This is a genomic window from Paenibacillus sp. NPDC058174 (assembly GCF_042883865.1).
GTDB lineage: Bacteria > Bacillota > Bacilli > Paenibacillales > Paenibacillaceae > Pristimantibacillus.
Map to the genome: position 1 here is coordinate 2,010,274 of NZ_JBHVUY010000001.1, position 18,424 is coordinate 2,028,697.

Here is an 18,424-nt window from a genome sequence, read left to right on the forward strand (position 1 = left end):
TGTCATCCTAACTCCGGTTTTTAAACTGAATTTAAACGACCGTAATAGACAGGTGTTCAAATTCGGTGATAGGATATGGAAAAGCAAAATGAAGGGGGAATTTAGATTGAATCCGCTGCTATTGGATTTTCCTGCTGAGTTTGAGACGGAAAGGTTATTAATACGAATGCCTAGACCAGGTGACGGGAAGCTTGTTTATGAATCGCTGCAAGCATCTAAAACAGAGTTAAAACACTGGCTGCCTTTTATGCAGAAGGAGCAAAACGAAGCCGATACAGAGGCTAACGTTAGAGAAGCCCATGCAAAATTTATAGCCCGGGAAGATCTGAGGCTGCTCATTTTTTTGAAAGACACTGGCCAATTTGTAGGCTCTTCAGGTCTGCATAACCCCAATTGGGATATTCCAAAATTCGAAATTGGTTATTGGCTGGATACTCGCCACAGCGGGACGGGAATTATGACAGAAGCGGTTGAAGGCATCATTTCTTTTGCCTTTAGTAAGCTAAAGGCCCGCAGGCTGGAAATACGCTGTGATTCACTGAATGTTAAAAGTCGGGCAATTCCAGAGAGGTTAGGTTTTACGCTAGAAGGGATTTTAAAAAATGAGGATTTATCAGTTGATGGCACCGAATTAACAGATACGTGTATCTATGCAATGATTCGTAAATAAGAATAAAAAAAGCCTTGGGGAAACCTCCCCAAGGCTCATTTGTATAACTGTCGCTTCACTTCAATATTCTACAAATTAAATCAGCTTCAAAGCTTTCAACAACGCATGCTCGCTTGTTGCGGCGCCTTCTTTCGAATAATGCGCATCCGGGAACATTGGTGATAAATGATGATATCCCGGGTATACATGCAGCTCTACTAAGACACCGTCGAATACCAATTGCTTCGCAAACAGCAGCGCTTCATCAATGAATAAATCAACGGTGCCTATATTAATATAGGTCGGCGGCAGGCCCGCTAATGATTTTGCACGTGCTGGCACGTAATACTCACTTACTTCTTCCAGACCTGGCTCATGGCCCAATACTGATTTCCAGCCAAAATAGTTGCTTCGGTTGTTCCAAATATATTCGCCCGCATAGGGATGATCCGGCACAACACTTGTACGGTCATCCAGCATCGGCCTTATGAGCCGCAGATGTTGAATTTCGAATTCCTTCTGATCCCGAATGTACAAGGCTACGCCAGCTGCTAATCCGGCGCCGGCACTGCTGCCTGCAAGAGCAACCTTCTCTTTATCGATTCCTAATTCCTCAGCATGCTCGATACACCACTTCAGTCCTGAATAGCAATCCTGCAGCTGGCTTGGCTGAGCATGCTCCGGCGCCAGGCGATAACCCACCGATACACAACAGAAACCATGCTGTACCGCAAGCGAGGCATTATTAATACGCTCGCCAACCGGACTTCCCATAACCATTCCGCCGCCATGAATGGAATAATAGAGCGGCAGCTTATCATACTTGGACTGCTTAGGCTTAATAATCTCTATTCGAATCGCTGGACCGCCAAAATAGCTAGGCACAGTCTTTATTTCAAAGGTAACCGGGAACTTCTCCGTTATATCGATCTGCGGCATCATTTTCGATTGATTCTCTCGTGATTCAATTAACTTGGAATAGGTCAGATCGGTTGTTGGTATTAAATCAACTGCACTCACAATTTCCGGATCAATCAGATGTCTGCTTCTGCTTGTTGGTTCACTCATCGTTCTTGTTCCTCACTCTCTTGTTGAATCCACCTTCATTATTTGCAGGTTATCATTTGTTTTATTCCGGGAATGCCTCAGCTCGCCATCGTCACTCTTCTATTGTAAGGATTGCGATAACAATCCGAAATGATAAAGATGATTTAGAATCATCATTGACATAAAAAACACTGATGAAATAAATCTCACCAGTGCCTTTCCTTACTTTTTATGCGAATAAACAATTCTCTTAATGGTGTCGGCTGAAAGGAAATACTCCTTCGCTAACTGCTCAATACTAATATGATTCATAAAAGCATTCCGTATCGCGTTATTCCGCCGATCCAGTAGCTCTCTTCCGCCGCTTATGCTGCCCCAGTCTTTATATTCCGTCTGCTGCTTAGGGATGTAAAGCGTCTCCCCTTGAATATATTTCTGAATCTCCTTGATCAGCTCTTTAGGTAAAACCTTTGATGCATTCGTATATTTCATTGCTGCCCGCTCCTTATTTTGAAGATTGAAAAATAAGGTGCAAAGCCCAACATATTAGGAAAGCTTGTTCGTTCAGCGCTATAGTAGAACGTTTCGCCCCATGCAAAGTATAGCTTTTCTAATAATAGGCTTTGCATGAGTGGAAGCAGTACCAGACAATCTTAAGTGATTCTCCATCAGTAAGCACCCCCTTTTTGATTCTAAAATTATAGCATAATTTCTGCGACAAAAATGATCCTAGCACCGGATATAACAAAAAGAACAACTGACCGAAATCAGCTGTTCTTTTTATGCTGCTTGTTACTTATTATTGAGTTGAATGCCTTGCAAAGTCGCTTCCAGCCCCCACCGGAACCGTTCACTAAGTTCCGTTCCTTCGGAGAACATTTGCTCATTCAGACTGCGAATGAAAGGGAAACGAATGGGGTCCGCATTTTTAAACGTTTCTTTCAGATCCGACGGTTGCATCGTCCCATTCTTCCTCCAAGTATGCTTCTCGAATGCTATTGAGGTCACATACAGCAGCAGCAGATCTACTCCCCAAGCTGCAGATTTCGGGCTGACTCCGCCCTCATGCAAGGCAGTTAGAATGTATTCGATTAGCTCCATATATTTGTCACCCCGCGGAATCGTGGAAAATGAGATTTCCGCAAGACCCGGGTTCTCAATCAATAGAAGGAAATACGAGCTCAACGCTCCGAATAACCGTTCCTTCCAGGAGCCTTCTCCGGAATCCGGCAGTACCAGTTCACCTAACCCGGAATCCAATACATATGAATTTAGTTCTTCCAAATTATTAACGTAAACGTACAAGGAAGATGGCCCTGTATCTAAAGCTTTGGCCACTTTACGCATGCTCATGCCCGCCAAGCCTTGCTCCTTCAGTAATTCATAGGCGGTTCTCACGATAAGTTCACGGCTTAGAGGATCTTTGGCCGGACGGTCCCGACGACTAACGATAACCCGATTTGTATTGTTCATATTCTCTTTATAATATAGCGCAGTGAGAAATTCAACATCTTTATTGCTGAGCGAATTGCTCATAAATCGAATTCATCATCTCAGCAAGCTTGGCAGCGGCATTATCTCCGAAGGTGAGCTGTAAGCTATCATCGGATTCCCTTGCCTTCTCAGCGGAAAACTGATACATAATCTCCTCATATTCCTCAATCGCTTTGCCAAAATCATCTGCATGCCGGGCAATCGCAAGAGCAAGCTCCAGTGCATCAAACATGGCCATATTAACGCCTTCTCCCGCGAAAGGCGACATAACGTGGGCCGCATCCCCAATTAGCGTAACACCAGGATTACGATCCCATTTGAAGCCGATAGGGAGCATGTAGATACGTCTGGGCAAAATGGCATCTTCAGCGAAACGAATATAATCTTTAAGCTGCTCATCCCAATCATGGAAAATCTCCAGCAGTTGCTCCTTGGCTTCTTGGGGCTGATCGAAGGAGATCCCGCTTGTCTCCAGCCAGCTTCTTTCCGCCTTAAAGCTGGCATATACTTTAATTCGTCCATCTCCATTGAGCTGACCGAGAATGCCTTTGTTGTCGTCCAGAGCAAACATCTTGCCGCGTTTATTGAAGGCTGCCAATTCAGGATGCTTCTCTGCTGCATCCAGTATGTTTAGCTCAAGCATCGTAAGGCCTGAATACTCGACATCGATATCTGTCAGCAACGGACGCACTCGGGAAAAGGCACCATCTGCCCCAATCAATAGATGAGCCGTTTCGACCTCGCCATTTTCAAAGTGAAGCTCGGTCATGCCATTTTCCAGTGAAACCGCCTTTTGAAGCTTATACCCGTACTTGATTGTACCGGGGTTAATCGCCTGCAGCAGCAGGTCGCATAGAACACCACGGTCAATTTCGGGACGCCCTCCTGTTTGTGCTGCTTCCAACTGTTCAGCTTCCGGCTCTTCATCAATATAGATTTTCCCGGTTTTATCCACGATACGGAAATCCTCTTCCTCATAGCGGGCTAGAGCTTGGAACTCCTCATACAACCCTGCTTCTTTGAGCGCCTTTTGTCCGGATTCCTCATGAATGTCCAACGTGCCGCCTCTTGCATGGCTTTGATCTTGCTGTTCCCGTTCATAAATAACGGCTGGAATGCCGTTACGCTGCAGAAGCAAAGCCAGTGTCAATCCGCCTGGGCCAGCTCCGATAATCGCAATTCGTTTTTGTTCATTAGATACTGTTGTCATTGAAATACATCTCCTCTGTTTAAATGATAAATTTATAAGTAAGTCGCGAACATCGTTCCTAAAGAACAGTGTTCGTAATCAAGCGAAAAAATAAATGCCTTTCTCCTCTTTTGACTGCTTATCAAGAAAGCTTTTTAGAAGGTTGCGGCAATTTTTTCAGAAACAAGCTCAGAACCAGAGCGACAATTGCAAAGGACAAGGTAATCCAGAATGTGTGGCCGAATGATTGTCCCAGCTGCTGCGCGGTATGATCGGCAGGCAAGCTCCTGATCTGATGGGACAGATACGCGGCTGTAATCGTTACTCCGAAGGAAGACATGATCTGCTGTGCTGAAGTCGTAATCGGTGTCACCCGGTGCACAAGCTCGATCGGAGCGGATTTCAGCACATGCGTATTGATCTGCATCATCGTTAAACCTTGGCCAAGCCCGACAAAAGCGAAGCTGCACATGATATAAAATGCGCTGGTGCTGGCCGTAATATGCGTCAAGGCAAAGAGTGCGCCTGTTAAAGATAAAATACCGATGAGTGCAACCGGCCGAATTCCGTACCGGTCAAAAAGCTTTCCGCCTACATTAATCCCGATTGTAGATAGTATCGCTTGGGGAATAACGTATAGTCCGGCCTCCAGAGGCGAGAGTCCTTTTGCCTGCTGCAAATATAGCGTGAACAACAATATGCTTCCGAACAAAGCAATTTGGTTCATCCAACTTAAAATAATGCCATGTGTAAAGGTTTTGGAGCGGAACACCCTTAATTCAAGAAGAGGCTGCTTCTGCTTGAACTCATTCCAGATGAACAGCAGTAAAGCAACAAGGCCTAACGCTAAAGACCCTAGTGTCCAATGATCCAGCCAGCCCTTCTCCCCTGCTTGGTGAACGGTGAAAACCAATGAAGCAAAAGCGATTGGAGCCAGCAATGCACCCGGAACATCCAGCTTCATTTCCTTGCTTGGCTTGGAGGCTGGCAGGAAGCGCCACGCCATTGCAAAGGCGATGATGCCTACTGGAAGGTTAATGAGAAAGATCCAATGCCAGTTAATGAATTCAATCAGCCAGCCCGACAGTACAGGACCAAGAATTGGAGCCAGCAGCATCGGAATGCCGAGAATACCCATCACGGAACCGCGTTTGTCAGGAGGCGAAACCTTGAACACCATTGCAATTCCGATAGGAGCGACCATTCCCCCGCCTAGGGCCTGTAAAATTCGAAACACAATCAGCTGCCCTGGGGTTTGAGCTAATGCGCAAAGCATCGATGCAATGACAAATAGTACAATGCTTAAAAGAAACATGCGCTTCGCGGAGAAACGGTCCGAAAACCATCCGGCGAGCGGAATAACCGCCGATAGCGCCAACGTGTAAGCCGTAATAACCCATTGAATCGTGCCGAGATCAGAATGGAAGTTATCCACCAGCTTAGGAACAGCCACATTCATAATGGTACTGTCCAAAATAATTAAGAACATGCCCGTTGCTACGGCCAGAAGAACCGGCAAAATCTTTTTCAGCGAAAATTCAGATGGAGCGTTTTGAGCTTGCATATTCAAACAAACGACCTCTTTTCTTAATTGGAATCTGTATGAAGCCGCATTAACGAAAAGCTTAACTTAGCTTAATTTAGCTTAGGGCTTAATTTAGTTTAGTTTGCAAAAGTAACTTGCCACTCGGGTGTATGCTTGCGCTTCGAACGAACCAGATTCGCTTTTTTACGAACCTTCCTTCGCTAATCCAGCCTTTGCGGCACTTGCCTGCTATTGGAGCGAAGCTATATTCGCTCTCCGTGAACCTTGGTTCTCCAATAGCGAACCCTACTTCGCTGTCGTCCTCCAGCTGCCTGTGAAACGATCATCGAACGAAGTTAGCTTCGTTATTTAGCGAAGCTGGTTCGCTGTCTCTATTGCGGATTATCTTCCTCCTTTAAACTCATCTTTAATGTCGACTTCTTATTTATAACATAACGAACACTGTTCGTAAAGAACTATGTTCGTTAAAATGTTGTAACGATAACCAGGAATAGAAAAAGCCCTGCTCCCTCATCGTAACAATGAGGAGAACAAGGCTTGCTTTTATTGATAATGAGTATCCGTTCATCACCAACTGGTGTTTGTCTGGATGAAATCAACGACATCAGCTGTCACTCGCGTAGCAATGTTATAGCTTGAGTTATACGAATCGGAATGAATGCCAACGATATGGGTATAATCGGCAGTGAGGCTTATAGGGCCGCCGCTGCTGCCAGATGAGGTATCTGCATTGTGGAGAAACCTTTTTGCCATTGCTGTGCCGACTGTGCCGGAATCATACCACAATGTTCCATATTTCTTGTCAGCGGGGTAACCATAATTGTAAATGGCTTTGCCGGTTAAGTTAGCATCGCTTTTAGCGCTTGTGCCAAAGTATCCGGTACCTAAGCTTGCGGGAACTCTGATCATGCCGTAATCATATTCCCAATTCGCATTGTTGACCCAAGCATTAACGGACAGCACGTCGGACGTAGTTGCGGTTTTATTGGAGGAGCCCGTTCCTCCGGGTATGACCTTGACGGAAGTTGCCCAGCCGTGCTTCTGGCTGTAAACGACATGCCCTGCTGTCAGAATAGCGGTATTGCTCACAAAAGCGCCGCTTGCCGTTCCTTTTGCCCCGCTTGCGTAAGTAATTTCTAGAAATACAACAGCACGATAAGGATAGGCATTGACGTTCGTGATCTGGCTTCGATTATCGGTTCCAATGACTAAACTGGGAGTGAATACGTCCGAGCCTGCTTCGGCAGCATCTGAACTGGAAGGTGTTGAAGGCTCGGTGCCAAATGTATTTGCAGAACGGACTGGTTTCCGGTCTGTAACGATTGTTTTACCGGTTGACGAGTTACGGGATACTACAGCTTCAGGGCCTGCATGCTTCAGCTTTTCTTGCACTTCAGCCCCAAGAGCCGCTTTAGGATCGAATTTAGGATTCACATTCGAAGTATCGGTTATAGCAGTCTCGCCTGCTGCTATTTCTGAAGCTATGGATGTGTGAACGGACTCGGTTGAGGCCGTCACTGCCCCTGCGATAATTATTGTTGATGCCAGCAAAATGGCGGATTTTCTGAGCCAATGATTGACTGCCATTACTAAGTTCCCTCCGTATGTATCAAATGGACTCCTGCGTTCTAGTTGACGCGATAATCGCAGCTTATGTTGCATTCAGCCTAATAATTAGGCTAAGTTGATATCCAAATGAAAGAGGGTGTCTCTTAAGCCAATGGCTCTGGAGACACCCTCTTATCATTTCAAGCTTTAATTCTGCAAGGCTCTTAGTATAATGGCCACCGCTTCAGCACGAGTCGTGTTGCCTTGCGGCTTCACCGTACCGTCTGTATAGCCGCTGACAATTCCTTTCTCGGCAGCTGCCGCAAGCGCTGCTCTAGCCCATTGCGATACTTTGGAGCTGTCCTTGAAGGTAAAGCTCTTCTCTGCTGCTGAAATGCCTGCTGCGCGTACGACGATTGCCGCAACCTGCTCGCGGGTAATCCACTCGTCCGGGCCAAACGTATTGTCGCTATAACCATTCACGATGCCAAGCGACGCAGCCGTCGCGATTGCGTCTTTTGCCCAATGCGTCTTGGTGTCGGCAAACCCTTTGCCTGCCGAGCCCTGCAAATTAAAGGCTTTCGTAATAATAGTAACGAATTCCGCTCTTGTAATTTTGTTATTCGGCTTGAACGTATCGTTCGGATAACCTGTAATTGCACCAAGCGCTACTAATTCATTAATGCCTGACTCCGCCCAATGACCTTTCGTGTCAGTAAATGTCACGGTTGGCTGAGGTTTAGAATCTTGTTTATCCGACATCAGTATTGCAAACTTGGTGAAATGGGTTACCGTTCCGGACACTTTTCCGTTCACTTGATCCACTTGAATATTGTCCAAAGAGATCCATTGTTTCGTGTCTTCGTTGAACCAGTACAAGCCCAAATTCGATTTCGATAAATTCACTTTCGACTTATCATAATTAAGTGTAATCGTAACCGGCTTAGCAAAGCTGCCTGCCTTGTTTTTAATAATCTCGTAAACTTCGCCCAGCAATTTCAGCTTGCCGTCAACAAACAGGCTGGAGGTGTTGCTCACCTTCGTTACTGTAATCTCGAAGCCTGCGTCAAGCGCGCCTGCCGGAACTTGAATGCCCGCTCCATTCACGGACAAGTAACCGCCCGCTGACGGAATATTTCCGGAATTAGCCGGGGTTGGTGACGGTGCCGGGGTCGACAACGATGTCGGTGTTGACGTCGGCGTCGGTGTTGACGTCGGCGTTGGTGTTGACGTCGGTGTCGGTGTTGACGTCGGCGTTGGTGTTGACGTCGGCATCGGTGTTGATGACGGTGTTGGTGTCGACGATGGCGTTGGTGTTGGCGACGAAGCCTTGTTCACCGTCACCCTATAAGTTTTTGTAGAACCGTTCCGCGCTGTAATGATAAACGGAATTTCATTTTGCCCTTCGGACAATTGGAAGGATTGGCTAGTTCCGTTTGTGTAAGGGCTGCCGTTCGCCGTAACAGCCGCTTTAGCATCACTTGCCTTCGCTGTAATGGCAATGGCATTAACCGTTGAATCAACCGACACATTGTAGCTGGATACAGCCGGATTGAAGGAAGGATTCAGCGTACCTGTATCTACAGACAATGAATCAAGTGTCGATACGTCGATCAGCTTCCCTGCCAGCATATCACTCTTAACGAGTGCAAAGTCAGCCACAATCTGATGCGAATAGTCTTCCGCCGCATTGATAATAAAGCTCTCAAGATCGCTCCATACTGGAACGATGTCCGTTACAAAACGGTCTTCAAACTTGTAATTCAGCTCATCGGACACCTGGTTCAAGCGGGAACCGGCATATGCGTATGCCTTAGCAGCATCGATCAAATATTGCTCCAGCTCCGCTTTGTTTTTGAAAGGCTTATCGGTGTAATCTCCCTTGAACGGCGACACTTCCCGGATCAGGAATGAAGCATTCAACGCTTCCAATGTGCCCAGGTACGAATCCACATCCATTGATGTTTTCAGATAAGCATCCTTCGAAATGCCGGCATCCCTCATCTGTGCCTTCACATCAAGCAGGATATCGTCGGTATTCGCGCCGCTTGGCCCTTCAATCAATACGTTGAACCGCATAACGCCGATACTGCCAATGCCTTGATGGATACGGCGCACAATATCTTTAATCGTAAAATACTGATTAAACTGATCGTCGCTCAGATTCGGGAACTGGCCTCTTACCTGCGTTTTATAAGCATCCCAGCCCGCTGTCAGTGCGGAGATCTCCGCTTCTGTTGCAAGTTCAAACTTATCGGCATTGCCTGCGATGTTCAATTTTCCGTTGAGCGCCCGTTTGCCTAGCAATTTTTGCAGCGCTTCGGCGTAAGACACTTTGGATACGCCGTCCATCATACTTTTCGTATAAGCCGTCACATTGTTTTTTGTCAGCTTGGTTGCTTTCTTGCTGTTGTCGTTATGAATCTCGATCAGCGTATCCTTATACGTCTCGAGGAATGTTTCAGATACCTCCCGGAAGTCGGAATCCTGCAAATTCACGATGCCAGAGCTGTCCTTATCGTATTTCACAACATAAATGCTCGTTACAAACCGGATCAAATCATCATAGAAGCTGCCGATTCCGGCAGAGTCCACATCATTCAGACTGAAAACCATCTCGCCGGTGCTGTCATTGAAAGACCCTACGTTTTGAATATGGGCATCACCTTGTGTATAAGCCAGAATGTCCTTATCCTCCCACCCGTCAATTAAAGATTCCGGAGACGGGATAAGCTTACTGGCTTGGTCCGCTTTAAACAAAGAATTAGTGCCGCGCAGGAACGTATATTCATTGGCTCCCATTGCACTGCTGCTGTATTTGTACTCTTTCGTAACGGCATCATTAAAAAATGTATTATCAGCAATAATGCTTTGCACGACAGCTTGCTTCCGCGCTTCATCCGTAAGAAGAGGCTGGCTGTAACGAAGCAAGCTGATTCCAATCGGCTCGGAAGTCAGGAAGCTGTTGTCCTGCACTGCGCCCGGATTCAAAATGATCGTAAGCGGTACCGTCTTCATGACTGCAGCGCCGGCAGTGCCTGAGATGGAGAATGTAATGGAATTGCCGCTGCAATTCCCCTCTGCCGAGATGCTCCAGCTGCCTGCAGGCAATCCCGATACGAGATAGTCATCCGCATCCAGCACACCATTTACAGCTGTACCCGCTGTGACATTCAGCTTAATGACAGCGTTCAAAGCTTTCGAACCGCTCATGCGGATTGCAGACGATAACGCATCCGGAGCAGCAGCAATAATATTAGACGGCGTGTATTTAACCAAGCTTAAAGTATTCGTCTTCTGGTAAACGCCAACCGGTCCTGACGGCGCGTTAACTTGATCCCAAGCAACTGGATTAATGTCGATCGTCAGGTTAGCGTCGGCATCCACATTCTGAGAGCTTTGCCCAGCTAACGTAATCTCGATATCCGATCCGTTGGCGCCAGCTGTCGCAGTCAAGCCTGCTGGCAGGCCATTAACCGTGAAATCACCCGCAGCCCATGCTCCTTGCTTGACAAGACCATTGAATGCAGTCAAATGAAATTTATTATTCGCAGGGTCTACAGTAGAGCCCGTATTCATTCGAATGCTCTGGCTCTCTCCCAACACAACGTATGCAGCAGAATTGCTGGAATTATGAGGAACCCCTGTGTTTACTTTCTCGAAATCCTTGCCATTATTCTTCGTATCCCAGTTGTGTCCGCGATTCGGAAACGCTAATGCCGTTGTATTCTTGGTCGGGTCAAGCGGGTCAAATACGAGCCGCTGCATCGTATTCGACTTGCCAGCCTGCTTCGCAGGCGTGCCCCAATAGGCATCCACTACAGGGTCGTAACCGACAAAGTCAACGATGTTGTCTTTCAAAGCATCGTTCATTGGATTATTAACGCTAAGAGGCTGAGTCGTATTGAGCAGCGCCAGCTTGCCGCTGTTATTGCCCAATTTAAAGGAACCCGCTGCATCTGATGCTGGCAGACTTCGCTGAACAATACCGTTGCTCCCCAAGGCTACCAAGTAATAGCCGTAAGCCGGAATGCTGTCCGTAGGCGCCCCTAGAGGCGCAACTTTCCAGACGCTTTGCCCATTGTCAGCAAACTGAATCGACCAGCCGTTTAACGATACCGGAACTGCTGTCGGATTAAATAATTCTACAAAGTCATTATCATACAGGTCTGCAGTATCATTCAGTTTTCCGCCGTAAAACTGGCTGATGACTACATTTTTGGCTAAATTGTCGGTATTAGCCGGAATTGCAGCAGCATAACCTGTCCCTGCAAATTGCCAGAGTACTTGAACGAACATCGCTGTCGCAAGAAATGCCGCCACCCAGCGCTGATTGGTCTTTTTCAAATGAATAAACCCCTCTCCCCTATAAACATTCAAGTTATTCTAGCAATGAAATGTCATAGGAAGGTTAAGAGCAAGTCATGCTGACATTAAAATTGGATAAATTAGCTTGTTAGTAGCCAAATGAACGATTATCGTTTATGATACTAATCAACTTGACCATTTTTAGTGGATAATCCAATTCAATATGAATTTTTAAGATTATATTTAAAGACTTATTGGAATATAACCATAAATATAAAGGAGGTCCAACTAATGGATCCTATTGATAAACAAATTCTGTTTCATCTTCAAAATCAAGCGAGAATGTCGATGACGGAGCTCGGCAAATTTGTTAATCTATCGCAGCCTGCCGTAACTGAACGAGTAAAACGGATGGAAGAGAAGGGTATTATCGAGCAGTACCGTACTATCATTTCGAATGAAAAAACAGGCAAGCATACTACTGCGTTTATGCTTTTCCGGACAAGCGACTGCCACGCCTTTCTTGATTTTGTCCAAACCTCTCCTCACGTCATCGAGTGCCACCGCATCAGCGGCGAGCACAACTATTTAATGAAGGTCATTACGGAATCCAATCGTTCGCTTGAAGAGTTCGGCAATAGCTGCGATAAATACGGGACGTATTCCATTCTGATTGCGATGTCTTCGCCTGTGGAATACAAAAACCCTATTTTCTCACTCGATGAATAAATTCAGCCGGTCTGCTTTGCAGTAAAACCGTATTTTTTGGACTGATACGTAATGAGCAAAGCGGCCAAGATGAGAATGAGCAGCACCCACGGAAAAGAACGAACGTCCATTACTTCGAGCAATAATGCGCCAGCCAGGCCGCCCGCTCCGATAGCCAGATTCCATGATGTAACCAGCATCGATTGCGCGACATCTGCGCTATCGCCGGCGGCTTCCGCTATGGCCGTCTGCAGCAAGGTTCCCGCTCCGCCAAACGTCAGTCCCCATACGGCAACCGCTAAATAAATGAAAACCGGCTGATTGCTGCCTATTCCAAACAACAGAGACGCCAAGGCGAAACCGGCAAGGCTGATTAAGACTAAGGAACGCTGCTTCCGGTCGATATACATGCCAACAATCCAAATGCCGGCGATGGATGTCAAGCCAAAGATAAGCAGAATCAGGTCTACCCGCCCCGCGAGTCCAACCCCGGCAAGATAAGGGGCGATATAGGTATACAAAATATTATGCGCAAGCACCCAGATCAGAACGACAGCGAGTACGGGTCGAACGCCTTTAATGACGAACACCTTTTGTAGAGACAACCGCTTCTCTGCCTGCTGTCCGGCAAAGTCCGGCATTTTCCAGATGATCCAGGCTACCAGCAGCAAGGTGAGCAGCGACATGACACCAAACGCAGCACGCCAGCCCGTCATCGTTCCGAGCAGTGTCCCTGCCGGAACGCCAAGCGCCATCGCAACCGGAGCCCCGACCATGGCAACAGCCATCGCCCGGCCTTTAAGCGCATCCGGCACCATCCGCCGCGCATAGCCCGCTGCCATTCCCCACAGCACGCCGCCGCACACGCCCGCAAAAAAACGGGCAATCAGCATCATAGCGATATTAGAAGACAACGCCGTTGCACTATTAAATAGAAAGAAGCCAATCATAATCGTCAGCAGAAGCGGTTTTCTCCGCCAGCCGCGTGTTGCTGTCGTTAAAGGGATCGCAGCCACCACGGAACCAATCGCATACAACGTAACCAACTGCCCAGCAATCCCCTCCGAGACGGCCAGGCCTTCACTTATCTGCGGCAATAGACCGGCAGGAATCGTTTCGGTGAAAATGCAGATGAAGGCAGCCATAGCTAAAGCAAGTAATGCTGCCCAGGGAAGGCGGCCAGTGTCTGCGTTGGCAGCGGCCGTTCCCGAAATTTCAGTCTTGTTTGATCTATTCATTTGAAGCAACTCCTATACATGAGTAGTGGATCGGTGCACCCGGCATCCAAGAAAGCCTTCGCTTTGCTTGAATCTAAGTGTACAAAATGAAGTTGCCATTTTACAGTTGGTAATAAAGGCAATTATGAATTAAAACTTATAATTTTACTTATTACGAAGAATTTTTCCGTTGATTTATAAGCGGAATAAAAGCAAAACGGCCGCCCCCGGTTAATACCCGGGAGCGGCCGAAGCTTTTCATAAATTTCGATTATTTGCCTGCCTTCAATAAATTCAAAATCATCGTAATAGCTTCGGCTCTCGTTGCCTTAGCACTAGGAGCAAACGTGTTGCCTTCTTTGCCTTTAACAATGTCAGCTGCTTTTATCGCATAGACTGCGCTTTTCGCCCAAGCTGGAATGTCACTGTCATCTGCAAAACCAGTTGTCTCTACGTCAGTAAGCTTCACTCCGCTTGCCCGGGCGATCATGACTGCAAGCTCCGCGCGGGTCACACTTGCCGAAGGACGGAAGCTCCCGTCGTTATAGCCGGTTATGATGCCGGCTTGCAGCGCTTTCGCGATCGCCTCTTGCGACCATGCGCCAATCTGGCTGCCATCGGCGAAGCTCAGTTCTCCGCCGGTTCCATCAAGCTTCAGTCCGTTCATCAGCATCACTACGAACTCTGCACGGGTTACGACTGCATTTGGCTTGAATGTGCCGTCTGTGTACCCCTTAACGATGCCAAGCTTCACAGCCTCGTCAATGTTGGCTTGCGCCCAGTGGCCGCTCACATCGGTAAACTTTGCAGCTTCGGCACCTGTGTCGCCCGGCTTGCTGCTGCCATTACCGTTGTTGTTACCCGTTCCGTTGTTGTTACCGCCAGTTTGGCCGCCGTTATTGCCTCCAGTGCCTCCACCATTATTGCCGCCGGTGTTGCCGCCATTGTTACCACCGTTGTTGCCACCGGTGTTACCACCGTTTTCACCGCCGTTATTGCCGCCGTTTTCACCGCCGTTGCCTCCCCCTTCATTAGGGTCCGCTGCCTTTAACGTGTAGACGTTGAAATCGTATACGCTGGCGCCGTTTCCGTTGGAATCCGTTACACTCAACCGGACATAGCGGGCCGATACGGCCGATGCCTTGCGGTCTTCATTTACTTGCTGCGTAGTTGCTGTGCTCGTCTTGTCCGCATACGCAGTCCAACTGAAGCCGTCTGTCGAATATTCAATCTTGTATTTATAGCCCGAATTCAGCTCAAATCTCGTTTTCACTCCGGTAATGTCATAAGCGCTGCCAAGATCAACCTTCAGCCATTGCGGCACCGTTAATCCTTCCTGCTGCGCCCATCTGGTCGCAGGGTCGCCATCAACCGCAAGCAATGGACTTTTGCTTTGCGAGGAAGCAGTAACCGCTTTGCTTAACGCGATATCGATTTCTGTACCGCCAGCCTCCGTTACGTTTACTTCCAGCGTACGATTGTCGCCTGCACTGAATTCAAAAGCCAGATTGTTTTTCCCTTCACCCAAAGCAGCCAAATACGAGCGAAGAATCGTCACATTGTTTCCAGAAACCGTATAATCAGTGTTAGGCTTCAGGTAGAGCGAGCGATTTTTAATGCCAGTCAGCGTATTGCCTTGAAGATCCAGTCCAACCGTAATATCCGACTGCTTGCTTGGCGTCTTATTGAAAGCAGCTGACGCTTTATCAATCGTAGAGTTCGGCGACACTGGCGTACCAAAGACGCTAAACTCGAAGATGCTTGGCCCCAGGCTGTATAGCGCTTTGATGCGCATATATCTTGCCGTTACAGGACTTGCCGAATTATCGTGATATGTCTGCTGCGTCGTCGTGCTTGCCGTCCGATCGGCATAGGTGCTCCAGTTCTCCCCGTCGAGGGAAGACTCGATTTTGTATTTGTATCCGCTAGTCAATTCGAACATCGTCGTAACGGATTTGATATTGTACACACCTTGCAGGTCAACCATGAGCCAGCCTTCCGTATTCCAGATCCCTTCCTGCTGCGCCCATCTTGTATTCGTGTTCCCGTCTACCGCAAGGGAAGGATCAAAGCTTTGCGAAGAAGCCGTTACCGGCTTGTTGAGCGCCACATTGACGGAGCCGTCATCATCAATAACGTTGACTTTCAGTTCGGGATCTGCACCCGATGCAAAATCGAAAGTCAGACTATTCTCCCCGGCAGGCAGTGTTTGGAGATAAGATTTATAGATCAGTACCTGATCCCAGAATAACGTATAATCCTGATCTGGCACCAAATCAGCCGTACCGTTCTTAATTCCGTTCAGCGTTCCGCCGTTCATGACCATCTTAACTTGGATATCACTTTGTCTAAGCGGATTTTTATCGAAGCTTACTTCATCCTTCAGAATTAAAGAGTTGGCTTCCGGAGGCGTGCCGCCTGCTCCCGGATATACGCTGAATTCATAAATGCTGCCGCCCCAATCATGGGTCATCGTAATTCGCATATAGCGCGCCATGACAGCGTTCACGTCGTTATTCGTTTGCTGAGTTGTCGCAACACCCATCTTGTCGGCATACAGCGACCAGTTGTCTCCGTCCTCCGAATATTCGATTTTATACTTATAGCCCGAGTTCAGTTCAAACATCGTGCTGGTAGATGCAATGGAATAGACATCTCCCAAATCTACGGTCAGCCATTGCGGATCGGTTCTGCCCTCTTCCTGCGCCCATCTCGTTCCCGTATCGCCGTCAACGGCAAATGCAGGATCTTTGCTTTGCGATAAAGCCGTTACTGGTTTTTTCAATGCCAGATTGACAGGCTCAGTCGGCAATGGCTGGGAAGCTTTGCCCGGCCCTGCAGCGGCGATAATGTCCTGCGCCTCTTGCGGCCAGTTATTGCCGGACACGCTAATGTTTCCGTAAGCCGTGCTGGAAGGGTTGACGCCGCCGAAGTCTACATTGTAATAGTTGTAGCGAATGATATTGTCATGTGCCGAGCCGGAGAAGCCATGCTCCGTATTATCGATCACATTGCGCTCCACCATCCTGTAGCTCGTCTCACCGTCTAAGTAAACGCCCATAATATGATTCCAGGCCGCGTAAGGGCCTTGCCGCATATTTTTAATATAATTGTGGTAGATATTCGATTTGCCGTCCATCCGGCCAAGCGTATAGATGCCTCCGCCATCTTGAACCAGCCTTACTCCATCATGAATATAGTTGTTATGCACCTGATTGTTCGTCATGCCGTGGTAAGTATCCGCCCAGTTCCATCCGATACTAATGCCGGAATACGGCAGGTTGCTGATCTCATTATGCGCAATCGTCATGTTCTGTGGCAGCATAGCTCCGATTCCGACCATATCACCGTAATCGAGACCGATATGATCGACTGTATTATGTGTAATCGTATCGTATTGGCTTTGACCGTCAGGCAGTGTATATGTCGGGTCTTGTCCTTCGTTGTCATCCCACAAATCTCCGACAATGCCCATTGCGATCCCGCCCCCGGCATTGTCACTGAGGTGATTCCAAGTAATCAGGGTGTGATCCGTACCCTCATACCCCATAATGCCCCAGCTTCCCGCATAACGAAATGCATTGTTCTGAATCGTAATATGGCTCGTATACTTCAGCTCCAGCATCGCTCGGGACGCCGTGTAGCGGGCAGTGTTGCGAATCTCGCTGTTGTTGCCGCCAGTTACGGACTGATACCGGAAGCCGGCTTGCACATCTACATAACCGTAGCTGGACGGTGCCAGCCAATTGCTGTGCATAAATTGAATGCCGGAGAAAGTGATGTTATGCACCTTGTCGCCAGCGCTACCTTCCAGCTTCACGACAGTCTCCAGCTTAGGCGCGATGATTCGAGTCGTATTCATCGTCTCATTGGCTCTAGGCTTATAGTAAACCGTAGCTTCTGCTGTATCGAGATACCATTCTCCTTCTGCATCCAGCAAGGATAAAGCGTTTTCAAAAAAATATGGCGAATTGCCTTGACCATGATGATTATATGAGAAACCGCTTTCAGGAAACTTAAAATCAACCTTACCGGTCGTTGGATTCATCGTGTCAATACGGCCGCGTACCTGGCTCCAGCTCTGCAGGATGACCATTTCAGCGGATGTGCCGTTTAACTGCTCCGCCCAAGCGCGCTCATTTTCGCCAATTACATAGGGATATTCCCCATTCTGGGCTCTGTAATAAGGGCCTTTGACGATATCATCGGTCAGATTCGGCTGACGAGCCCGAATGCCCCGGTCCTCGCCGGTATACAGCTGCCGGAAATTCCAGTCTACACCGGTCTTCTTATAAATATTCTGATCGCTGTCGTACAGCTCCCAGCCGGTGCTAATATCCACCCCGCCGCTAATGACAGGTGCAGCTCCGTCAGCTGCCGTATAAATGACATTGTATCCGTTGTTGCCGGAATCCAGGCTGTCAAAGGTCAGCGTGTCATTCAAGAAATACTCGCCGTCTTGCAAATAGACGTAAATATCATCTGTCATCGTCTGGTTGACAGCTCGTACTGCCTGCTTTGCCTTTTCAATCGTCCGAAACGGCGCTTCAGCCGTCCCGCTGTTATTATCGTCACCAAGCGGCGACACGTAAAAGCTTTGCGGTGCTGCGGCTTGCGCCCGCTGAGCGGCACCTGACAGCGACAAGCTTGTAAATACCAGGATTAGAGATAATAGCAATGCCAGCTTACTTTTCATCGAATTACGCCTCCTACATTTC

The 18,424-nt window shown here is 47.8% G+C and carries 11 protein-coding genes; 2 read left to right on the forward strand and 9 right to left on the reverse strand.

Annotated features, from left to right (window positions below):
- Positions 1-106 precede the first annotated feature (106 nt).
- The gene (locus ACFVVF_RS09110; RefSeq protein ID WP_387807435.1) at positions 107-670 is read left to right on the forward strand and encodes a GNAT family N-acetyltransferase; all 564 of its coding nucleotides are present in this window, start codon (positions 107-109) and stop codon (positions 668-670) included.
- A gap of 75 nt (positions 671-745) precedes the next feature.
- On the opposite strand, the gene ACFVVF_RS09115 is transcribed toward ACFVVF_RS09110, so the two are convergent.
- The 7 genes from ACFVVF_RS09115 to ACFVVF_RS09145 all read right to left on the reverse strand — a co-directional run bounded on the left by ACFVVF_RS09115 (position 746) and on the right by ACFVVF_RS09145 (position 11,820).
- Entirely contained in the window at positions 746-1,717 is a 972-nt protein-coding gene (locus ACFVVF_RS09115) for an alpha/beta hydrolase (protein ID WP_387807438.1), read from the reverse strand.
- Positions 1,718-1,918: 201 nt separating this feature from the next.
- Positions 1,919-2,188 (reverse strand): CD3324 family protein, encoded by a 270-nt coding sequence (locus ACFVVF_RS09120; RefSeq protein WP_387807441.1) that lies wholly within the window; start codon positions 2,186-2,188, stop codon positions 1,919-1,921.
- Between the two features lie 300 nt (positions 2,189-2,488).
- A complete protein-coding gene (locus ACFVVF_RS09125) occupies positions 2,489-3,169 on the reverse strand; it encodes a TetR/AcrR family transcriptional regulator (RefSeq protein ID WP_387808955.1) in 681 nt (226 codons plus the stop codon).
- Between the two features lie 40 nt (positions 3,170-3,209).
- Entirely contained in the window at positions 3,210-4,400 is a 1,191-nt protein-coding gene (locus ACFVVF_RS09130) for an FAD-dependent oxidoreductase (RefSeq protein ID WP_387807443.1), read from the reverse strand.
- Positions 4,401-4,521: 121 nt separating this feature from the next.
- Positions 4,522-5,943, reverse strand: a complete 1,422-nt coding sequence (locus tag ACFVVF_RS09135; RefSeq protein ID WP_387808957.1) for an MDR family MFS transporter — start codon at positions 5,941-5,943, stop codon at positions 4,522-4,524.
- A gap of 549 nt (positions 5,944-6,492) precedes the next feature.
- Entirely contained in the window at positions 6,493-7,512 is a 1,020-nt protein-coding gene (locus ACFVVF_RS09140; protein ID WP_387807446.1) for a trypsin-like serine peptidase, read from the reverse strand.
- 168 nt (positions 7,513-7,680) lie between these two features.
- Entirely contained in the window at positions 7,681-11,820 is a 4,140-nt protein-coding gene (locus tag ACFVVF_RS09145) for an S-layer homology domain-containing protein (protein ID WP_387807448.1), read from the reverse strand.
- A gap of 252 nt (positions 11,821-12,072) precedes the next feature.
- On the opposite strand from ACFVVF_RS09145, the gene ACFVVF_RS09150 reads away from it, so the two are divergent.
- The gene (locus tag ACFVVF_RS09150; protein WP_387807451.1) at positions 12,073-12,510 is read left to right on the forward strand and encodes an Lrp/AsnC family transcriptional regulator; all 438 of its coding nucleotides are present in this window, start codon (positions 12,073-12,075) and stop codon (positions 12,508-12,510) included.
- Between the two features lie 2 nt (positions 12,511-12,512).
- Here the strand turns inward: ACFVVF_RS09150 and ACFVVF_RS09155 are convergent, their stop codons facing one another.
- Entirely contained in the window at positions 12,513-13,727 is a 1,215-nt protein-coding gene (locus ACFVVF_RS09155) for an MFS transporter (protein ID WP_387807454.1), read from the reverse strand.
- Between the two features lie 250 nt (positions 13,728-13,977).
- A complete protein-coding gene (locus ACFVVF_RS09160) occupies positions 13,978-18,402 on the reverse strand; it encodes a discoidin domain-containing protein (RefSeq protein ID WP_387807457.1) in 4,425 nt (1,474 codons plus the stop codon).
- Positions 18,403-18,424 lie beyond the last annotated feature (22 nt).